Origin of the sequence: Bradyrhizobium sp. CCBAU 51745 (assembly GCF_028128715.1) — a bacterium.
Taxonomy (GTDB): domain Bacteria; phylum Pseudomonadota; class Alphaproteobacteria; order Rhizobiales; family Xanthobacteraceae; genus Bradyrhizobium; species Bradyrhizobium manausense.
In genome coordinates this window covers 157,412-174,946 of the sequence record NZ_LBJP01000003.1, presented here as the reverse complement: position 1 = coordinate 174,946, position 17,535 = coordinate 157,412, and the positions used below count along the sequence as shown (strand labels likewise).

Here is a 17,535-nt window from a genome sequence, read left to right as displayed (position 1 = left end):
CCAAAGAGTGCAGCCTCAAGATTGATCTGGATCAATTCTATTTCTCCGGCTTGGCGGCAGTCTGCCCGCCCTCGCTGAATGGCGGCATTGCATGGAGATCGCCCATGATGGAGCAGCGCAATCGCGTTGTTCAGGTCAGCCGCTTCGGTGATCCCGAGAGACTGGAGGTCGTCGACGCTCACCTGCCGATCGCCGGCCCGGGCGAGGTGCGTGTTCGCGTACTCGCCTCGAGCCTCAACTACACCGAGGTGTTGATCAGGCGTCACCTCTATCCGCAAACGATGCGCCTCCGGCCGCCCTTCGTGATGGGCTACGACGTGGTGGGGGCAATCGATCAACTCGGCGAAGGCGTGCATGACTTTCAGATTGGCGACCGCGTGGCCGACATGACAGTGGTCGGGTCAAACGCCGAGTATCGCACGCTTCGGGCGAGGGACGTGGCCCGCGTGCCGGCGGGCGTGGACGCGGCTGAAGCGGCCGCGCTGATCTTAAGCTGGACGACTGCGCATCAGCTTCTGCACCGCGCGGCCAGGGTCCAGCGAGGTCAACGTGTGCTCGTGCACGGGGCCGCCGGCGCAGTCGGCCAGGCGCTGCTCGTGCTCGGAAGATTGGCCGGCCTCGAGCTGTGGGGCACTGTACGCGGCGAGCACATGGCGCTCGTCCGAGAGCTGGGGGCGACGCCGATCGACTACCAGCATCAGGACTTCACGCGGGTCGTGCCGGGCGGGTTCGATGTCATCATCGACGGCGTTGGCGAAGACGGCTATCGCCGCTCATACGCGGCGCTCAAGCCAGGTGGCCTGCTCTGTGCCATCGGTTTCTCGGCGAGCGTGCAGGCACAGCGTCGAATGATTCCTATCTTGTTGGAGATCGCGCGCCTTTATCTGTGGAGATTGTTGCCCGGCGGCAAGCGAGCGCGCTTTTACTCGGTCAATGCCATGCGGGCGCGACATCCCAACTGGTTCAAGGATGACCTGGAGCAACTGTTCGGGCTTCTGGCAACGGGCGCCATCCGGCCGCGCATCGCCGGGCGAATCTCTTTTGAGGAGGTCGTCGATGCTCACCGTCGCCTCGAGGCTGGTGGTCTTGAGGGTAAGCTCGTGCTTTGCCCGGATCTGTCGCGTCCCAGCCTGCGCGCCGCCTGACGCGGCGCGCTGGGCGGTCACGGCGGATCGCCTCGACGTGCCTACTGCCCGAGCCGCTTCAAAATCTTCACCAGCTCCCCGTGCACGTACTCGTTCCCGCACACGACATCGCCCGTGACCAGCGCATCGCCCGGGGTGTTGATGTCGCTGACCGTGCCACCCGCTTCGCGCACCATCAGCATACCGGCGGCGATGTCCCAGGATTGCAGATTGCGTTCCCAATAGCCGTCGAGGCGGCCGGCGGCGACGAAGGCGAGGTCGAGGGAGGCGGCGCCGAAGCGGCGCAGGCCGGCGACGCGGTCCTGGATCGCGGTCATCTCGCGGCGGAATTCCTCGTGGTCGCCGCGGCCGATATGGGGCAGGCCGCAGGCCACCACGCATTCGCTGAGCTGGCGGCGGCCGGCCACCCGCAGGCGCTGGTCGTTGAGGAAGGCGCCCTTGCCGCGCTCGGCGATATAGAGCTCGTCATTGGCGGGGTTGTAGATCACGCCGGCGATGATCGTGCCCTCGCGCACGAGGCCGATCGAGATCGCGAATTGCGGGATGCCGTGCAGGAAGTTGGTGGTGCCGTCCAAGGGATCGACGACCCAGGTGTGGCTCTTGTCGGTGCCCTCGCGCATTCCGCCCTCTTCGCCGATGAAGCCGTAGCCGGGCCGCGCCTTGGCGAGGTCCTGGTAGAGGATCTCCTCTGCGCGCTTGTCGGCGAGCGAGACGAAATTGGCCGGCCCCTTCAGCGAGACCTGCAGATGCTCGATCTCGCCGAGATCGCGCTTGAGGCTGCGGCCGGCGCGGCGCGCGGCTTTGACCATGACGTTGATAGTGGCGGAATACAGCATGAGATCAGTCTTTGACGGGGGAGGGGCGCGGAAGGCGCCATTTGAGGGGATTGGGTGCCCCGCGAGGGGGCAAAGGTCAAGTCATTCGGGTCCCTGGCAGATCACTTGTGTCGGGTCATTTGTTCCCGAGCCATTTCTTGGCGGCGGCCTCCGCCTTGGCACGGTCGTCGGCCGGCAGGTCGGCCAGCTGCTTGTCGAGCTCCGGATCGCCCTTGCCTGATGTTTTGGCCACCAGGTGCCATTTGAACCCCTCGACCTTGTCCACGGGCGCGCCCATGCCGTTGATCAGAACCCAGGCCAGGCGGTTCTGCGCGATCGCGCTGCCCTGGCGGGCGGCCTTGCGCAGCAGCGCCACGGCCGCGGGCTGGTTCTTCGGCGTGCCGGTGCCGTTGAACATGGCGATGGCGTATTCGACCTCGGCATCGACATTGTCGGCGAGCGAGGCCGCCTGGAGCAGCCGCACCGCGCGTTCGGGGTCCTTCGGCACCCCCGTGCCTTCCTTGTAGAAGGTGGCGAGCGCGTATTGCGCCTCGGGCAGGCCGGCATCGGCCGCCTGGCGCAGCAGTTCGGCGGAGCGCTTGACGTCCTGCGGCAGGGTCTGGCCGTCGAGATAAAGCAGCGCGAGATTATAGGCCGCCTTGGGCTCGCCGAGCTTGGCGGCGGAGGCCATCAGCTTGACCGCCTCGCCCTTGTCGACCGGGCCGCCGCGGCCGGCCATGCGCAGCATGGCCAGCGCGAACATCGCCTCGCGATCGCCGGCATCGGCGGCGCGCTTGTACCACTCGACCGCCTTGGCGTAGTCGCGCCGGATGCCCATGGCGTTGGAATAGAGCTCGCCCAGCATGGTCATGGCCTTGGCATCGCCGGTCTGGGCGCGCGCGCTGGCGAGGTCGAAGGCGGTCTTGTACTGGCCGCGCTGATAGGCGCCGAACACCAGATCGACGTTGGAATTGTCGGTTGGCGGCGCAGGGATCACGGTCGCCGGCAGCGTCGGGCTCGGCGAGGCCGACGGCTTCGGCGCCGGCTCCTTCTTCTTGGTGATCGTGTGCGGGGTGGCCCTTGGCTTTTCCTTCGCAGGCTCTTTGGCCTTTTGCTTGTCGGGCGCGGGGCTCGGGATTGTCGCCGGCGGCGTGATCTGAAGCTGCGCGAGCGCGGGCGTTGCCAGCAGCAGCGTGGCTACAAGGGTGATGCGCGGGAGCGTCATGTCGCCTGCTAGCCCTGGCCCACGGCAGCCGCCGCGAAGGCCTGCTTGATTGCGGCGTCGGCCTCGATCAGCGCGGCCTTGGGCCCACGTGGATCGGCCCAGATGAAATCGCCGACCAGCACGAAATCGGCGCCGCTGGCGGCGAAGTCGTAAGCCTCTTCGATCGAGGCGGCGAAGCCGACGCAGGGGGGCTCGAACAGCTCGGCCCACCAGTCCAGCCGCTCGGCGATCGCCTGGGCCGAGGGCCGCTGGCCCTTCTTGTCGGGCTCGCCGAACAGCACGTAATCGGCGCCCATCTCGCCCGCATTCATGGATTCGTGGCGCGTCTCGAGCCCGCCGACGCCGGCGATGCGATCGGGCTTGAGCGATGGCATCGCCTCTTCCAGCGCGGCGATATCTGAAAGATGCGCGCCATCGGCGCCGCCGCGCGCGACGATCTCGGGGTGGCCGTTGATGAGCAGGGCCGCGCCGGCGTTCTGCACGACCGGCGCCAGCGCCTTGATCCGCGAGATCATGGTGCGCTGGTCGGTCTCCTTCAGCCGCACCAGCACGGCTGCGACATCGACGGCTGCGAGCAGATCGGGCAACTCGGCAAGGAGCGCAGCGGGATCATCGACCACAGGCGTCGCGAGATAGAGACGCGGCGCCGGGCGCGGCGAAGGCGATTTGTTCGACAAGGTCTAGGCTGCCTTCTTTTCCAGGCTGCTTTGCCATTCGCCCCTGGAGGCGAGGCCGTTCATGCGGGCACGATGACTGAATGCGTTCTGTCCGGCCGTAACATTCTCGGGCCTTCCCGACCAGGCCTTCTGCGGCGCGGCCTGCAGCGCGCGGCCGTAGGAGAAGGTCAGGCCCCAAGGTAACGGGCCGAGCTTGTGCATGGCGTTGAGATGCGCGGTCGCCTCCTCGTCCGACTGGCCGCCGGAGAGGAAGGCGATGCCGGGGACCGCCGCGGGCACGCAGGCCCTGAGCAGCCGGATCGTCTTCTCCGCGACTTCCTCGACGGAAGCCTGCTTCGGGCACTTCTTTCCTGATATCGCCATGTTCGGCTTCAGCACCATGCCTTCCAGCGCGACGCGCTGCACCCGCAATTCCTGGAACGTCTTGTTGAGCACGCGGCTCGTGACCTCATAGCAGCGGTCGATGTCGTGGTCGCCGTCCATCAGCACCTCCGGCTCGACGATCGGCACGATCTGCGCGGTCTGGCACAGCGCGGCGTAGCGCGCCAGTGCATGCGCATTGACGCTGATCGCGGTCATCGAGGGAATGCCCCGGCCGTCAGTGCCGCTGCCGATATCGATCACCGCGCGCCATTTGGCGAAGCGCGCCCCGCGCTCGTAATATCTCTTCAGCCGCTCGGCCAGCTTGTCGAGCCCGACGGTGACGAGCTCGCCCGGGCACATCGGTAAGGCTTGCGTGCCCTCGTCGACCTTGATGCCGGGGATGGCGCCGCTCTGTTCGATCAGCTTGATCAGCGGCGTGCCGTCCTTGGCATCCTGCCAGATCGTCTCGTCATAGAGAATCACCCCGGAGATGTACTGGCTCATGGCCTCCTTGGCGCGGAACAGCATTTCGCGATAGTCGCGGCGGTTCGTTTCCGTCGATTCCACGCCGATCGCGTCGAACCGCTTTTTGATGGTGCCGGAGGATTCGTCGGCGGCAAGGATGCCCTTGCCCGGTGCGACCATGGCGGTCGCGATCCTGTTGAGCTCAGTCAGATTCATCGAGAGGTCCTCCCAAAACGATTCTGCCCTTGCCCGTGAAAATAGACCGTTCTCGGGCAATTGCCGAGACAACGTTGGTCGCAGGGGAGGGGCGGGAGACCGGTCATTCCGGGGCGCGCCTGTTGGCGCGAGCCCGGAATCCATCGATTTGCGTCGACGGTAGCCCGATGGATTCCGGGCCCACGCGGAGTATGTCATCGGGCCGCGCGTTCGCGCGGACCCGTTGGCGTGTCCCGGAATGACGGGAAAGTGGGCTTACGCGACGCGGGGATCCAGCTCGCCCTTGGCGTAGCGCTTGGCCATCTCGGCGGTGGTCAGCACCTTCTTGATCTTCGAGGCCTGGCCTGCGGTGTTGAACTCCTGCAGCCGCTGCTTGCACAGCTTGGTCATGGCTTCCATCGCCGGCTTCAAATATTTGCGCGGATCGAACTCTTCCGGATTGTCCTTCAGCACCTTCCGGATCTGGCCGGTCATGGCCATGCGGTTGTCGGTGTCGATGTTGATCTTGCGCACGCCGTTCTTGATGCCGCGCTGGATCTCGGCAACAGGCACGCCCCAGGTCGGCTTCATCTTGCCGCCATAGGCGTTGATGATGTCCTGCAGGTCCTGCGGCACCGACGACGAGCCGTGCATGACCAGATGGGTGTTCGGCAGCTTGCGGTGGATCTCCTCGATCACGTTCATGGCGAGGATGTCGCCGTCAGGCTTGCGGGTGAATTTGTAGGCGCCGTGAGAAGTCCCCATCGCGATCGCGAGCGCGTCGACCCTGGTCTCCTGCACGAATTTCACGGCCTCGTCCGGATTGGTCAGCAACTGATCATGCGACAGCTTGCCTTCGGCGCCGTGGCCGTCCTCCTTGTCGCCCATGCCGGTTTCGAGCGAGCCGAGCACGCCGAGCTCGCCCTCGACCGAGATGCCGCCGAGATGGGCCATGTCGGTCACGGTCTTGGTGACGCCGACATTGTAGGCCCAGTCGCCGGGGGTCTTGCCGTCGGCCTTGAGCGAGCCGTCCATCATGACAGAGGTGAAGCCGGCCTGGATCGCGGTCATGCAGGTCGCGGGCTCGTTGCCGTGATCGAGATGCACGCACACCGGAATGTGCGGATAGATCTCGGTCACCGCGTCCATCATGTGCTTGAGCATGACGTCGTTGGCGTAGGAGCGCGCGCCGCGCGAGGCCTGAATGATGACGGGCGCGTCGACCTGGTTGGCCGCGTCCATGATCGCCAGCGCCTGCTCCATATTGTTGATGTTGAAGGCCGGTACGCCGTAATCGTTCTCAGCCGCATGGTCGAGCAATTGACGCAACGTGATCCGAGCCATCTGTCTATTTCTCCCGTTTGGGCCTGCAAGCTGACTTGAAAGGCCTATTGATGACTTGCTGCCAAGTTACTTGGTGCGAAGCACTTCGACGCCGGGCAGCGGCTTGCCTTCCATCCATTCAAGAAATGCGCCGCCGGCGGTCGAGACATAGGTGAATTGACCTGCCACATGGGCCTGGTTGAGGGCCGCGACGGTGTCGCCGCCGCCCGCGATCGAGATCAGCTTCTTGGCCTTGGTGCGCTCGGCCGCGTGCTTGGCGGCCGCGACCGTGGCGCGGTCGAACGGCTGTATCTCGAACGCCCCGAGCGGCCCGTTCCACACCAGCGTGGCGGCATCGTCGATCGCGGCCTGGACGCGCACGATCGATTGCGGGCCGACGTCGAGGATCATGCCGTCGGCCGGAATCGCATCGAGGCCGTAGGCATGCGAGGGCGCATTCGCCGCGAAATGGTAGGCGACGGTGGCGTCGACCGGCAGGATGATGGCGCAATTGGCGGCTTCCGCCTTCTCCATGATCCGCAGCGCCGTGGGCGCAAGCTCCTTCTCGGCCAGCGACTTGCCGATCGCGACGCCCTGGGCATGCAGGAAGGTGTTGGCCATGCCGCCGCCGATGACGAGCGCATCGACCTTGGTCACGAGGTTTTCCAGGAGGTCGATCTTGGTCGAGACTTTGGCGCCGCCGATGATGGCGATAACAGGCTTGGTCGGCGAGCCCAGCGCCTTCTCCAGCGCGTCGAGCTCGGCCTGCATGGTGCGGCCGGCATAGGCCGGCAGCTTGTGGCCGAGACCTTCGGTCGAGGCATGAGCGCGGTGCGCCGCCGAGAACGCGTCGTTGACCCAGATGTCGCCGAGCTTTGCCAGCTCCGCGACGAAGGCCGGATCGTTCTTTTCTTCCTCTTTGTGGAAGCGGGTGTTTTCCAGACACAGGATGTCGCCATCCTTCAACGCTGCAACGGCCTTGGCCGCAGGCTCGCCGATGCAGTCGTCAGCGAAGGCGACGGGCCTCTTCAAGACGTTCGCCAGCGCTTCCGCGACGGGCCTCAGCGACTCCTTGGGGTCGCGTCCCTTCGGCCGGCCGAAATGCGCGAGCAGGATCACCTTGCCGCCCTTGTCCGCGATTTCGTTGATGGTCGGCGCGACGCGCTCGAGCCGGGTCGCGTCGGTGACGCGGCCATTGTCCATGGGCACGTTGAGATCGACGCGCAGCAGCACGCGCTTGCCCTTCACGTCGACGTCGTCGAGGGTGCGGAATTTGTTGGTCATCTCTGGGCTCTCTTGTCCCGGGCCTCTAGGGAGTCGTTCCGGGGCGCCCGAAGGGCGAACCCGGAACCTCGAGATTCCGGGTCTGGTCCTTCGGACCATCCCGGAATGACGGAGCAACTGGAAGGCGCCAGATCCTCAGATCACCTTGCTCATCGCAACGGCGGTGTCGGCCATGCGGTTCGAGAAGCCCCACTCGTTGTCGTACCAGGACATCACGCGCACCAGCGTGCCGTTCTGCACCTTGGTCTGGTCCTCATGGAAGGTCGAGGAGTGCGGGTCGTGGTTGAAGTCGATCGAGACGTTCGGCGCATTGGTGTAGCCGAGCACGCCCTTGAGCTGCTGCTCGCTGGCGCGCTTCATCGCCGCGTTGATTTCCTTAGCGTCGGTTGCGCGCTTGGCGACGATCTTGAGGTCGACGACCGAGACGTTCGGGGTCGGCACGCGGATCGCGACGCCGTCGAGCTTGCCCTTCAACTCGGGCAGCACCAGGCCGATGGCCTTGGCGGCGCCGGTCGAGGTCGGGATCATCGACATCGCCGCCGCGCGGCCGCGATAGAGATCCTTGTGCAGCGTGTCCAGCGTCGGCTGGTCGCCGGTATAGGCGTGGATCGTGGTCATGAAGCCGGTCTCGATGCCGACGAGGTCGTTCAGCACCTTGGCGATCGGCGCGAGGCAGTTGGTGGTGCAGGAACCGTTGGAGACGACCAGGTGATCCCTCGTCAGCGTCTCGTGGTTGACGCCGAAGACGATGGTGGCGTCGGCGCCGTCGGCGGGCGCGGAGACCAGCACGCGCTTGGCGCCGGCGGTCAGATGCGCGGAGGCCTTGTCCTTCGAGGTGAAGATGCCGGTGCATTCCAGCGCAATGTCGACGCCGAGATCCTTCCAGGGCAGTTTTGAGGGATCGCGTTCGGCGGTGACCTTGATCTTGCCGCCTCCGAGGTTGATCGAGTCACCCTCGACGGTCACGGTGCCGGGGAAGCGGCCATGGACGCTGTCATAGCGGAGGAGATGGGCATTGGTCTCGACCGGGCCGAGATCGTTGATGCCGACGACCTCGATGTCCTTGCGGCCGGACTCGGCGATAGCCCGCAGGACGTTGCGGCCGATGCGACCAAAACCGTTAATTCCAACGCGGACTGCCATGTTTCGTCTCCTTATGACCGTTCAGTGACGGCTGTTCAATGACCCCATCATCCCGCACAGCGCGCGCTTTGCGCGCCTGCGAGGGTTTTTTAGAGGCGGACGCCCGGTTCGGCCGGGCGGTGCTTGATCATATGGGACCTTACGTAGTCCTTTTTTTTGGCAAGCTCAACTCTCAGGAAACGCGCTTCAGCACAGCGTTAACCGTCGCCTCGGCGGTAATGCCGAAATGCTTGAAAAGCTCCTTCGCCGGACCGCTTTCGCCGAAGGAATGCATGCCCACGAATTCGCCATCCTGGCCGATCACGGCATCCCAGCCCCAGCGCACCGCAGCCTCGATCGCGACCTTCACCGGCGCGTTGCCGATGATCGCCGCGCGCTTGGCTTCTGGTTGCGCTAACAACAGCTCGAGCGAGGGCACCGAAACCACCCGTGACGCGATGCCGCGCTCGGCGAGCTGCTTCTGGGCGGCCACCGCGATCTCGACCTCGGAGCCGGACGCGAACAGAGACACCTTGGCTTCGCCCTGTGCCGGAACCAGTTCGTAGGCGCCCGCCGCGCAAGGGTTGTCGTTCGGCGCGGTGGTGCGGAGCTGCGGCAGGTTCTGGCGGGTCAACGCCAGCACGGTCGGGCCGTCCACGCGGTTCAGCGCAAGCTCCCAGCACTCGGCGACTTCCATGGCATCGCAGGGACGGAACACGCGCATGTTGGGAATGGCTCTGAGCGCCGAGAGATGCTCGACCGGCTGATGGGTCGGGCCGTCCTCGCCGAGGCCGATGGAATCGTGCGTCATCACGTAGACGACGCCGGCGCCCATCAATGCGGCGAGACGCATGGCAGGCCGCGCATAGTCGGTGAACACCAGGAAGGTTGCACCGTTCGGCGCGAAGCCGCCATGCAGGAAGATGCCGTTCATCGCAGCCGCCATGCCGTGCTCGCGGATGCCGTAATGGATGAAGCGGCCCTTCGGCGTCTTGGCCGAGAACGCGGTCGCCGACTTCGCCTTGTTGTTGTTGGAGCCGGTGAGGTCGGCGGAGCCTGCGAGGAATTCCATCGGCATCGCGCCGGCGATCACTTCGATGACCGCTTCGGACGATTTGCGGGTGGCCGCGACAAGCGGCTTTTCCAGCAGTTCCTTCTTGTAGGCGCGCATGGCTTTGGCGAGCGAAGCCGGGCGCTCATGGCGCAGGCGGCGTTCGAACTCGGCGCGCTTGCGGCTGCCGAGCTCACCGAGCCGAGCCTCCCACTCCTGACGCGCCGCCGCGCCGCGGCTTCCGGCTGCGCGCCAGGCTTTCAGCACGTCATCGGGCACCGAGAACGGCTCGAGCGAGATGCCGAGATTTTCCTTGGCGGCCTTCAGCTCGTCGGCGCCGAGGGCTTCGCCATGCGCCTTGGCGGTGCCGGCCTTGTGCGGCGCGCCGAAGCCGATGGTGGTGCGGCAGGCGATCAGCGTCGGCTTGTTGGATTTTTGCGCGCGGGTGATCGCAGCCGCGATCGCAGCCTGGTCGTGGCCGTCGATCTTCTCGGCGGCCCAGCCCGCCGACTTGAAGCGCTTCACCTGGTCGACCGAATCGGAGATCGAGGTCGGGCCGTCGATCGAGATGCCGTTGTCGTCGTAGAGCACGATCAGCTTGCCGAGCTTCCAGTGGCCGGCCATCGCGATCGCTTCCTGCGACACGCCCTCCATCAGGTCACCGTCGGAGGCGAGCACATAGGTATGGTGGTCGACGATCTTCTTGCCGAACTCGGCGGCGAGCATCTTCTCGGCCAGCGCCATGCCGACCGCGGTCGAGATGCCCTGGCCGAGCGGGCCGGTGGTGGTCTCGATGCCCTTGGTGCGGAAGTTCTCCGGGTGCCCCGGCGTCAGCGAATCGACCTGGCGAAACTGCTTGATCTGGTCCAGCGTCATTTCGGAATTGCCGGTCAAGTACAGCAGCGAGTAGAGCAGCATCGAGCCGTGGCCGGCCGAGAGCACGAAGCGGTCGCGATCCGGCCAGGCCGGCGCTGCGGCATCGAATTTCAGGAATTGCGTGAACAGCACCGTGGCGATGTCGGCAGCGCCCATCGGCAGGCCGGGATGGCCCGATTTCGCTTTCTCGACAGCGTCCATCGAGAGGCCGCGGATCGCGTTGGCCATGCGGTTGTGGTCGACCTGCGTCATGTCTGAAATCCGTCTGAAATGAAGCGCTTGGCGGCGATTCGCCCGCGCGGAAAGGAGCCTTTCGGCCACTGAAGGTCGGGGCTGGGATAGCACCTCGGTTCCGGGAGTCCAAGGCAATCGAACGCGCCACGGCGCGAAAAGCTGCTTATCGGTGCATAGTTTCGCGGCGGCGTTGCGCTTGGCTAGCTTGCCACGTAAATTTCTGCTTCTAACCGCTTGCCGAACCGAGTCTTTTGCCGGACGGCAAGCCCCGAGATGAAGGCCACGGGCAAAGCCCACAGGGTTCCGCCGCTGACTGCATGAACGATCGCGTATCCAAAAGCTCTGCCATGACGGAGTCGTCCGCCGTCGAGATCGAGATCGCGACCCGCAGACTCACGGCGGCGCTCGACGCGCTCGAAAGCGCGGTCGAGCGAAGGCGTGATGCCGATCGCGACGAGAACGAGCTTGCGACGCGGATCCAGGCGCTGGGCGCCGACCGCTCACGCCTTGCCGACGAGCTCGACGGCGCGCTGGTGAAGGCGCGCAAGCTCGAGCGCGTCAATCGCGAGATCTCCGACCGGCTGGATTCCGCGATCGTCACGATACGCTCGGTGCTCGATACCGGAGAGGACGGATGAGCCACATCAACGTCACCATCAACGCAAGGCAATACCGCATGGCCTGCGAGGAGGGCCAGGAGGTGCGGCTGCTCAAGCTTGCCGAGAGCCTGGAGACGCGGATCCAGTCGTTGCGCGGAAAGTTCGGCGAGATCGGCGATGCGCGCCTCACCGTGATGGCAGCCCTGACCGTCTGCGACGAGCTGATCGACGCTGGCAACCGCATCCGCACCATGGAGCAGGAGCTGGTCGAGCTCCGGGATTTCCGCAACGCCGCCGTCGAGCGCGCCCGCATGACCCAGACCGCCGTGGTCAACGCCCTGAACGCCGCCGCCGAGCGCATCGAGAAATCGACCCAGGTGCTGAACCGCACCGTCGGCAACGGGATTGCGATCGGGTAGTGGCGGCACTCCGCCGTCATTCCGGGGCGCGCCTCTTGGCGCGAGCCCGGAATCCATTCTTCCGCAGCGCCTGCGGCCCGATGGATTCTCAGGTGCGCAATTGCGCACCATAGTTCGCGCTTCGCGCGCCCCGGAATGACTGTCGGGGAGCGCACTTTTCGGCCTGGCATGCAGCTCGGCGTTCTCGAGCGGGCTGGCGATTCGTCAGTATCGTTGTTACATTGCTCCAGCGAGGCTGCGACGTGCGTCAGGAGCCATATATCCCCGGGGCCTTATCGATCCTTTAGGGAACTGTCCCTGGCCGGGCCCGTGGGCCCGGACATATGGTGCCCACCTACTTTCGTAGGGAACTCCGGGATCGAGTGCTTCAACGGCGTCCGCGGCTTCGCACTTTTTCCTTCTGGTTCGTGCCTGTCGAATTGCGTCCCCGACACGCTTGCGGTTCAATTGAAGCTCGGTGTCATGCCCCGCGCAGGCGGGGCATCCAGTACGCCGCGGCGTCGAGGTTCAAGCACTGACGTCTCTGGAATACTGGATCACCCGCTCCAGTGCGCAATTGCGCACAGGGCGGGTGATGACAGCGGAGCAAGCACGTATGACCACCAAATCCGAACTTCGCGCCAAAGCCCTCGCGGCGCGCGATGCGCTCAGCGAGAAGAAGCGCATCGCCGCCGCTGCAAAGCTCGCCAGGCGTGGGCTGCCGTTCGAGCTGCTGCCGGGCAGCATCGTCTCCGGCTATTCGCCGATCCGCAGCGAGATCGATCCGCTGCCGCTGATGAAGAAGCTCGCTGAGGACGGCGCCAGGCTGGCGCTGCCTTGCGTCACCGCGCGCGGCCAGTCGCTGATCTTCCGCATCTTCCATCCGAGCGACCGCCTGATGCTCGGCCCGCTCGGCATTCCCGAGCCGTCGCCCGCGGCCGCCGAGGTCATTCCCGATATCATGCTGACGCCGCTCGCAGCGTTCGACCGCCTCGGCCATCGCATCGGCTATGGCGCGGGGCATTACGATTTCACCTTCGCGCATTTGCGGAAAGCGAAGCACATCGTCGGCATCGGGCTCGCTTTCGCTGCGCAGGAGATCAAGGCGGTTCCGGCACTATCGCACGACGTGGCGCTGGATTATGTGCTAACGGAAAGCGACGTGTTCGATTTCCGGAGTTCTGAAGTTGCGCATTCTCTTCGTGGGTGATGTCGTCGGCCGCAGCGGGCGTAGCGCCGTCGCCGAATATCTGCCCGGCATGGTCAAGGACTGGTCGCTCGATTTCGTCGTGGTCAACGGCGAGAATTCGGCCGGCGGCTTCGGCATCACGGAAGCGATCTATCAGGAGTTTCTCGACGCCGGTGCCGACGCGGTGACCCTGGGCAATCACTCCTGGGACCAGCGCGAAGCGCTTGTCTTCATCGAGCGCGCCGAGCGCCTGGTGCGGCCCGCGAACTATCCGCGCGGCACGCCCGGCCGCGGCGCCGCTTTGGTCGAGACCAAGAACGGCAAGCATGCCCTCGTCGTCAACGCTTTGGGCCGCGTCTTCATGACCCCGTTCGACGATCCCTTTGCCGCGCTCGAGCGCGAGCTGGGCGCCTGTCCGCTCGGCGTCGCCGCGGATGCCATCGTCGTCGACTTCCATTGCGAGGCCTCCAGCGAGAAGCAGGGCATCGGCTTCTTCTGCGACGGCCGCGCCAGCCTCGTCGTCGGCACCCACACGCATGTGCCGACCGCCGACCATCAGATCCTCTCGGGCGGCACCGCCTACATGACCGATGCCGGCATGACCGGCGACTACGATTCGATCATCGGCATGCAGAAGGAAGAGCCGCTGCGCCGATTCACGTCGGGGATTCCGTCGGGCCGGTTCGAGCCGGCTGCGGGCGTGGCGACGCTCAGCGGTGTGGCCGTGGAGACGGATGACGCGACGGGGCTCGCGCTACGCATCGCACCGGTGCGCGTCGGTGGAAGGCTGGAGCCGGCAACACCGAAATTCTGGTTGAGCTGAAGAACGAAGCTACACTCTCCGAAATCGTAGGGTGGGCAAAGGCGCACTTGCGCCGTGGCCACGATCTCTCTCCATGTTCGCAAAGCGCGTGGGCACGCTTCGCTTTGCCCACCCTACGATACTGGTTGAGCTGAACGGTCGCGCCCACACACGCGGTGTCGTCCCGGCCTAGTGCGCAATTGCGCACTAGGCCGGGACGACAGCGGAGATCGACGCGCGATCGCGCATCAATCCCATCATCGCGCTACTCCGCCGTCTGCTCCCTCAACTCCGCCACATCCTTCGCCGTCAGCTTCGAGCCCTTCGTCCCGAAACGCGCCGTGACGTAATTCACCACCGCCGCGATCTCGTCGTCGCTATACGCCTTGCCGAACGCCGGCATCGACAGCGCGCCTTCAGGCGTGTGCCTGATGGTGCCGGAGATCACGATCTGCGCGACGTTGGTGGCGGCGGGATCGTTGACGGCCCAGGTGCCGGTCAGCGTTGCCATCGGCGAGACCGGGCTCTCGCCGCTCCAGCCGTGACAGCTGGCGCAGGCGCTGGCGAAGACTTTCTTGCCGCGGGCATCCGCTGTCACGCCGTCCTTGTGCGAGGCGGGCGCGACCGGAGCCGTCGTGGCCGGCAGGTCGGGCGAGGCAACCGGCGGCACGCTGCGCAAGTAAACAACAATGGAACGGATGTCCTCCGGCGCGAACTGGCGGAAGCTGTGGTCGACGGCTTCGCCCATCGGACCCGAGGCCGAGCCGTGGCCCGGCGCGTGGCCGAGCGACAGATACGAGATCAGGTCCTGATCGCTCCAGTTGCCGAGACCCGTCGCCTTGTCCGAGGAGATATTGAAGGCGTGCCAGCCGGCGGTGATCGCGCCTGCAAACTTCTTGCGGTTGTCGAGCGCGAAGCCGAGATTGCGCGGGGTGTGGCACTCGCCGCAATGCGCCAGCGCTTCGACGAGATACGCGCCTCTGTTCCACTCCGGGCTCTTCGAGGTATCAGGCGCAAAGCGCGTGTCGGGATTGAACACGGCCGACCAGAAGATCATCGCCCAGCGCTGGTTGAACGGGAACGACAGCGTGTTGTCGGGCGCCTTGGCGTGCACCGCCGGCAGGCTGAACAGATAGGCCTTCACCGCCAGCACGTCCTCGTCGCTCATGTAGGTGTAGGACGTGTAGGGCATTGCCGGATAAAGCCGTGCGCCGTCATGGCGCTTGCCGCGCTGGACCGCGTTGAGAAAATCCTGGTCGCTGTAATTGCCGATGCCGGTGTCCTTGTCCGGCGTGATGTTGGTGGAATAGAGCGTGCCGAAGGGCAGCTTGAACGCCAGCCCGCCGGCATAGTCCGTCTCGCCGGGCTTGGTGTGGCAGACCATGCAGTCGGCTGCCTTCGCCAGATATTCGCCGCGCTCGACCAGGCTCGCTTTCTCCAACTTGGCGGGCGCACCGGTCGGCTTGCCGGCGCGGTCATCCGCCAGCGCCACCTTGGCGCCGCCGGCAAAATCGAGCGGCCCCGGTCCTCGGATGATGAAGACGCCGATCCCCACCGCAACGATGGCGATCACGACGAGGCTTGCGAGGATACGCATTGTCCTGTTCATGCCTTCCTCCCCGCAGCCAGCAGTTTCCGATCAATCGGCAGGCGCCGCAGCGCCACACCGGTTGCCGCGTAAATCGCGTTGCGTAGCGCCGGTGGTCCGGCGTTGACGCCGGCCTCGCCGATGCCGCCGGGCGCTTCGCCGCTTTTGACCACGATGACCTCGACCTTCGGGGTCTCGTTGATGCGCATCATGCGGTAGTCGTGGAAGTTCGACTGCTGCACGCGACCCTTGTCGATGGTGATCTCGCCATAGAGTGCGGCGGTGAGACCGAAGATCAGGCCGCCCTCGATCTGCGCCTTCACCGTATCAGGGTTGACCGCAATGCCGGTGTCCACGACCGAGGTGACACGGCGGAGCACGATCTCGCCGATGTCGTCGATCTCGGCCTCCACCACGGTCGCGATGAAGCTCGCGAAGGACGGCTGCACGCAGACGCCGCGGCCGACGCGCGCCGGCAATGGCTGGCTCCAGCCGGACTTTTCGGCCACCTGATTGAGCACCGCAAGCATGCGCGGATTCTTCGTCAGCATGGCCCGGCGGAATTCGACCGGGTCCTTACCGGCCTTGCGCGCCAACTCGTCCATGGCGGATTCGATCGCGAACACATTGTTGTTCGGACCGACGCCGCGCCAGAAGCCGGTCGGCACCGCCGGCGGCTCGGCGTGGACAAATTCGACATGGAAGTTGGCGAAGTCGTAGGGCGCATCGACCGCGGCATCGATCGCGTCGATGTCGATACCCTTCTGGAACGCAGGCGGCAGCCACCGCGCCAGGATCGCAGATCCCGCGACCTTGTACTTCCAGGCCGCGACCTTGCCGTCGACCAGCGAGGCCGTGATCTGGTCGCGATAAACCGGACGGTAGACATCGTGCTGGATGTCTTCCTCGCGCGTCCAGATCACCTTGACGGGATAGTCGACCTGCTTTGCGATTTTCACCGCCGCAACCACCATATCAGGCTCGAGCTTGCGGCCAAAGCCGCCGCCGAGCAGGTGCTGATTGACGATCACCTTGTCGACGGGAAGTCCGGCGGCCTTCGCCGCCTCCGACTGCACCCGCGTCATGATCTGCGTGCCGGTCCAGATCTCGCAGGCATCTGGCCTGACATGGACGGTGGCGTTGATCGGCTCCATCGAGGCGTGCGCCAGGAACGGCAGTTCGTACGCCGCCTCGAACTTGTCGCCAGTGACGAGCGCCTTGGCGATATCACCGGTCGACTTGGCGACCGCGCCGTCCTTCTCGCTGGCCTTGCGCAAATCGTCCCAGACGTCCTTGCTGGAGATCTTGGCATTAGGCCCCTCGTTCCACTCGATCTTGAGGGCTTCGAGGCCTTTCTGCGCTGCCCACATGTGGTCGCCGATCACGGCAACCGCGTCGTCGAGCACGACGACCTTGCGCACGCCGGCGACTTTGATCGCCGCGCTGTCGTCGACCTTGCCGAGCTTGCCGCCGAACACAGGGCAATTGGCGATCGCGGCGATCTTCATGCCGGGCAGGATCGCGTCGATGCCGTAGAGCGCCTTGCCGTTGACCTTGTCCGGCGTGTCGAGCCGCTTCAGCGGCTGGCCGATCAGAACGAAATCCTTGGGGTCCTTAACCGCGATGTCCTTGGGCGGTGTCTGGCTCTGCGCGGCAAGCGCCAGCTCGCCATAGCCAAGCTTGCGGCCGCTCGCGGCATGGGCGACCTCGCCCTTCGAAGCCGTGCAGCTTGCAGCGTCGACGCCCCATTGGCTGCTTGCTGCCTGCACCAGCATCGCGCGCGCGGTCGCGCCGGCCTTGCGCAGCGGCAGCCACCAGGCGCGGATCGAATTGGAATTGCCGGTAACCTGCAGGCCGAAGGTCGGGTTGCCGTAAAGCTTGTCGTTGGGCGGAGCGTGCTGCACCTCGACCTTGCTCCAATCGGCGTCGAGCTCTTCGGCGATCACCGCCGAGATCGAGGTATACGTGCCCTGACCCATCTCGACCTGGGGCATCATCAGCACGGTGCGGCCGGTCTCGTCGATGCGGATGAAGGCGTTCGGCGCGAACTTTCCGTCGGTCGCGTCCGTCTGCACCGGCTCGTTCGGGGCGGCACGCAGCGGCAAATGGAAGGCGAGCAGGAAGCCGCCTGCGAGGCCGCCGGTCAGGAGCGAACGGCGGGAGACAGTGTCGTGTGCATTCATG

General features: G+C 65.5%; 15 protein-coding genes and 1 other RNA gene. 6 read left to right on the top strand and 10 right to left on the bottom strand.

Translation table 11 applies throughout. From position 1 onward, the window contains the following. Window positions 1-104: 104 nt before the first annotated feature. On the top strand, window positions 105-1,145 hold the full coding sequence (locus tag XH98_RS03560) for a medium chain dehydrogenase/reductase family protein (RefSeq protein WP_271603820.1): 1,041 nt from the start codon (window positions 105-107) through the stop codon (window positions 1,143-1,145). A gap of 41 nt (window positions 1,146-1,186) precedes the next feature. Here the strand turns inward: XH98_RS03560 and XH98_RS03555 are convergent, their stop codons facing one another. The 8 genes from XH98_RS03555 to tkt form a co-directional block, all read right to left on the bottom strand. Beyond that, window positions 1,187-1,981: an inositol monophosphatase family protein gene (locus XH98_RS03555; RefSeq protein WP_271603821.1), complete on the bottom strand. Its 795-nt coding sequence runs from the start codon at window positions 1,979-1,981 to the stop codon at window positions 1,187-1,189. Between the two features lie 115 nt (window positions 1,982-2,096). Continuing rightward, entirely contained in the window at window positions 2,097-3,185 is a 1,089-nt protein-coding gene (locus XH98_RS03550; protein ID WP_271617812.1) for an HcpA family protein, read from the bottom strand. An 8-nt stretch (window positions 3,186-3,193) separates the two neighbouring features. Beyond that, the gene (locus XH98_RS03545; protein WP_271617811.1) at window positions 3,194-3,862 is read right to left on the bottom strand and encodes a thiamine phosphate synthase; all 669 of its coding nucleotides are present in this window, start codon (window positions 3,860-3,862) and stop codon (window positions 3,194-3,196) included. Window positions 3,863-3,865: 3 nt separating this feature from the next. Next, window positions 3,866-4,906, bottom strand: coding sequence for a class I fructose-bisphosphate aldolase (locus XH98_RS03540; protein ID WP_271617810.1), 1,041 nt, complete (start codon window positions 4,904-4,906; stop codon window positions 3,866-3,868). A gap of 255 nt (window positions 4,907-5,161) precedes the next feature. Continuing rightward, on the bottom strand, window positions 5,162-6,229 hold the full coding sequence (fba, locus tag XH98_RS03535) for a class II fructose-bisphosphate aldolase (RefSeq protein WP_271603825.1): 1,068 nt from the start codon (window positions 6,227-6,229) through the stop codon (window positions 5,162-5,164). A 66-nt stretch (window positions 6,230-6,295) separates the two neighbouring features. Next, window positions 6,296-7,492, bottom strand: a complete 1,197-nt coding sequence (locus XH98_RS03530) for a phosphoglycerate kinase (RefSeq protein ID WP_271617809.1) — start codon at window positions 7,490-7,492, stop codon at window positions 6,296-6,298. Window positions 7,493-7,627: 135 nt separating this feature from the next. Further along, window positions 7,628-8,635, bottom strand: a complete 1,008-nt coding sequence (gap, locus tag XH98_RS03525) for a type I glyceraldehyde-3-phosphate dehydrogenase (protein WP_271603827.1) — start codon at window positions 8,633-8,635, stop codon at window positions 7,628-7,630. Between the two features lie 172 nt (window positions 8,636-8,807). After that, window positions 8,808-10,793 (bottom strand): transketolase, encoded by a 1,986-nt coding sequence (tkt, locus tag XH98_RS03520; protein ID WP_057759302.1) that lies wholly within the window; start codon window positions 10,791-10,793, stop codon window positions 8,808-8,810. A 329-nt stretch (window positions 10,794-11,122) separates the two neighbouring features. Between tkt and XH98_RS03515 the strand changes: the two genes are divergently transcribed. From XH98_RS03515 to XH98_RS03495, 5 genes are all read left to right on the top strand, one after another. Continuing rightward, entirely contained in the window at window positions 11,123-11,413 is a 291-nt protein-coding gene (locus XH98_RS03515; RefSeq protein WP_409363888.1) for a DUF4164 domain-containing protein, read from the top strand. Continuing rightward, the gene (locus XH98_RS03510) at window positions 11,410-11,793 is read left to right on the top strand and encodes a cell division protein ZapA (protein ID WP_057759298.1); all 384 of its coding nucleotides are present in this window, start codon (window positions 11,410-11,412) and stop codon (window positions 11,791-11,793) included. The genes XH98_RS03515 and XH98_RS03510 overlap by 4 nt, the downstream gene beginning before the upstream one ends. Before the next feature lie 229 nt (window positions 11,794-12,022). After that, window positions 12,023-12,183: non-coding RNA, 6S RNA (gene ssrS, locus XH98_RS03505), on the top strand. Window positions 12,184-12,388: 205 nt separating this feature from the next. Next, complete coding sequence (locus XH98_RS03500; RefSeq protein WP_271603829.1) at window positions 12,389-12,982, top strand: 5-formyltetrahydrofolate cyclo-ligase; 594 nt, start codon at window positions 12,389-12,391, stop codon at window positions 12,980-12,982. Beyond that, entirely contained in the window at window positions 12,960-13,784 is an 825-nt protein-coding gene (locus XH98_RS03495; RefSeq protein WP_057759294.1) for a TIGR00282 family metallophosphoesterase, read from the top strand. Before XH98_RS03500 ends, XH98_RS03495 begins: the two co-directional genes overlap by 23 nt. A 244-nt stretch (window positions 13,785-14,028) precedes the next feature. Here the strand turns inward: XH98_RS03495 and XH98_RS03490 are convergent, their stop codons facing one another. Next, entirely contained in the window at window positions 14,029-15,372 is a 1,344-nt protein-coding gene (locus XH98_RS03490) for a c-type cytochrome (RefSeq protein ID WP_271617808.1), read from the bottom strand. After that, on the bottom strand, window positions 15,369-17,534 hold the full coding sequence (locus XH98_RS03485; RefSeq protein ID WP_271617807.1) for a xanthine dehydrogenase family protein molybdopterin-binding subunit: 2,166 nt from the start codon (window positions 17,532-17,534) through the stop codon (window positions 15,369-15,371). The genes XH98_RS03490 and XH98_RS03485 overlap by 4 nt, the downstream gene beginning before the upstream one ends. Window position 17,535: the final 1 nt, after the last annotated feature.

Excerpts from the sequence above, each read along its gene's own strand:
- tkt (WP_057759302.1), bottom strand. The coding sequence starts at position 10,793 with ATGACGCAGGTCGACCACAACCGCATGGCCAACGCGATCCGCGGCCTC.
- XH98_RS03530 (WP_271617809.1), bottom strand. The coding sequence starts at position 7,492 with ATGACCAACAAATTCCGCACCCTCGACGACGTCGACGTGAAGGGCAAG.
- XH98_RS03540 (WP_271617810.1), bottom strand. The coding sequence starts at position 4,906 with ATGAATCTGACTGAGCTCAACAGGATCGCGACCGCCATGGTCGCACCG.
- XH98_RS03555 (WP_271603821.1), bottom strand. The coding sequence starts at position 1,981 with ATGCTGTATTCCGCCACTATCAACGTCATGGTCAAAGCCGCGCGCCGC.
- XH98_RS03500 (WP_271603829.1), top strand. The coding sequence starts at position 12,389 with ATGACCACCAAATCCGAACTTCGCGCCAAAGCCCTCGCGGCGCGCGAT.
- XH98_RS03510 (WP_057759298.1), top strand. The coding sequence starts at position 11,410 with ATGAGCCACATCAACGTCACCATCAACGCAAGGCAATACCGCATGGCC.
- XH98_RS03515 (WP_409363888.1), top strand. The coding sequence starts at position 11,123 with ATGACGGAGTCGTCCGCCGTCGAGATCGAGATCGCGACCCGCAGACTC.
- fba (WP_271603825.1), bottom strand. The coding sequence starts at position 6,229 with ATGGCTCGGATCACGTTGCGTCAATTGCTCGACCATGCGGCTGAGAAC.
- XH98_RS03560 (WP_271603820.1), top strand. The coding sequence starts at position 105 with ATGATGGAGCAGCGCAATCGCGTTGTTCAGGTCAGCCGCTTCGGTGAT.
- XH98_RS03485 (WP_271617807.1), bottom strand. The coding sequence starts at position 17,534 with ATGAATGCACACGACACTGTCTCCCGCCGTTCGCTCCTGACCGGCGGC.
- XH98_RS03490 (WP_271617808.1), bottom strand. The coding sequence starts at position 15,372 with ATGAACAGGACAATGCGTATCCTCGCAAGCCTCGTCGTGATCGCCATC.
- XH98_RS03550 (WP_271617812.1), bottom strand. The coding sequence starts at position 3,185 with ATGACGCTCCCGCGCATCACCCTTGTAGCCACGCTGCTGCTGGCAACG.
- gap (WP_271603827.1), bottom strand. The coding sequence starts at position 8,635 with ATGGCAGTCCGCGTTGGAATTAACGGTTTTGGTCGCATCGGCCGCAAC.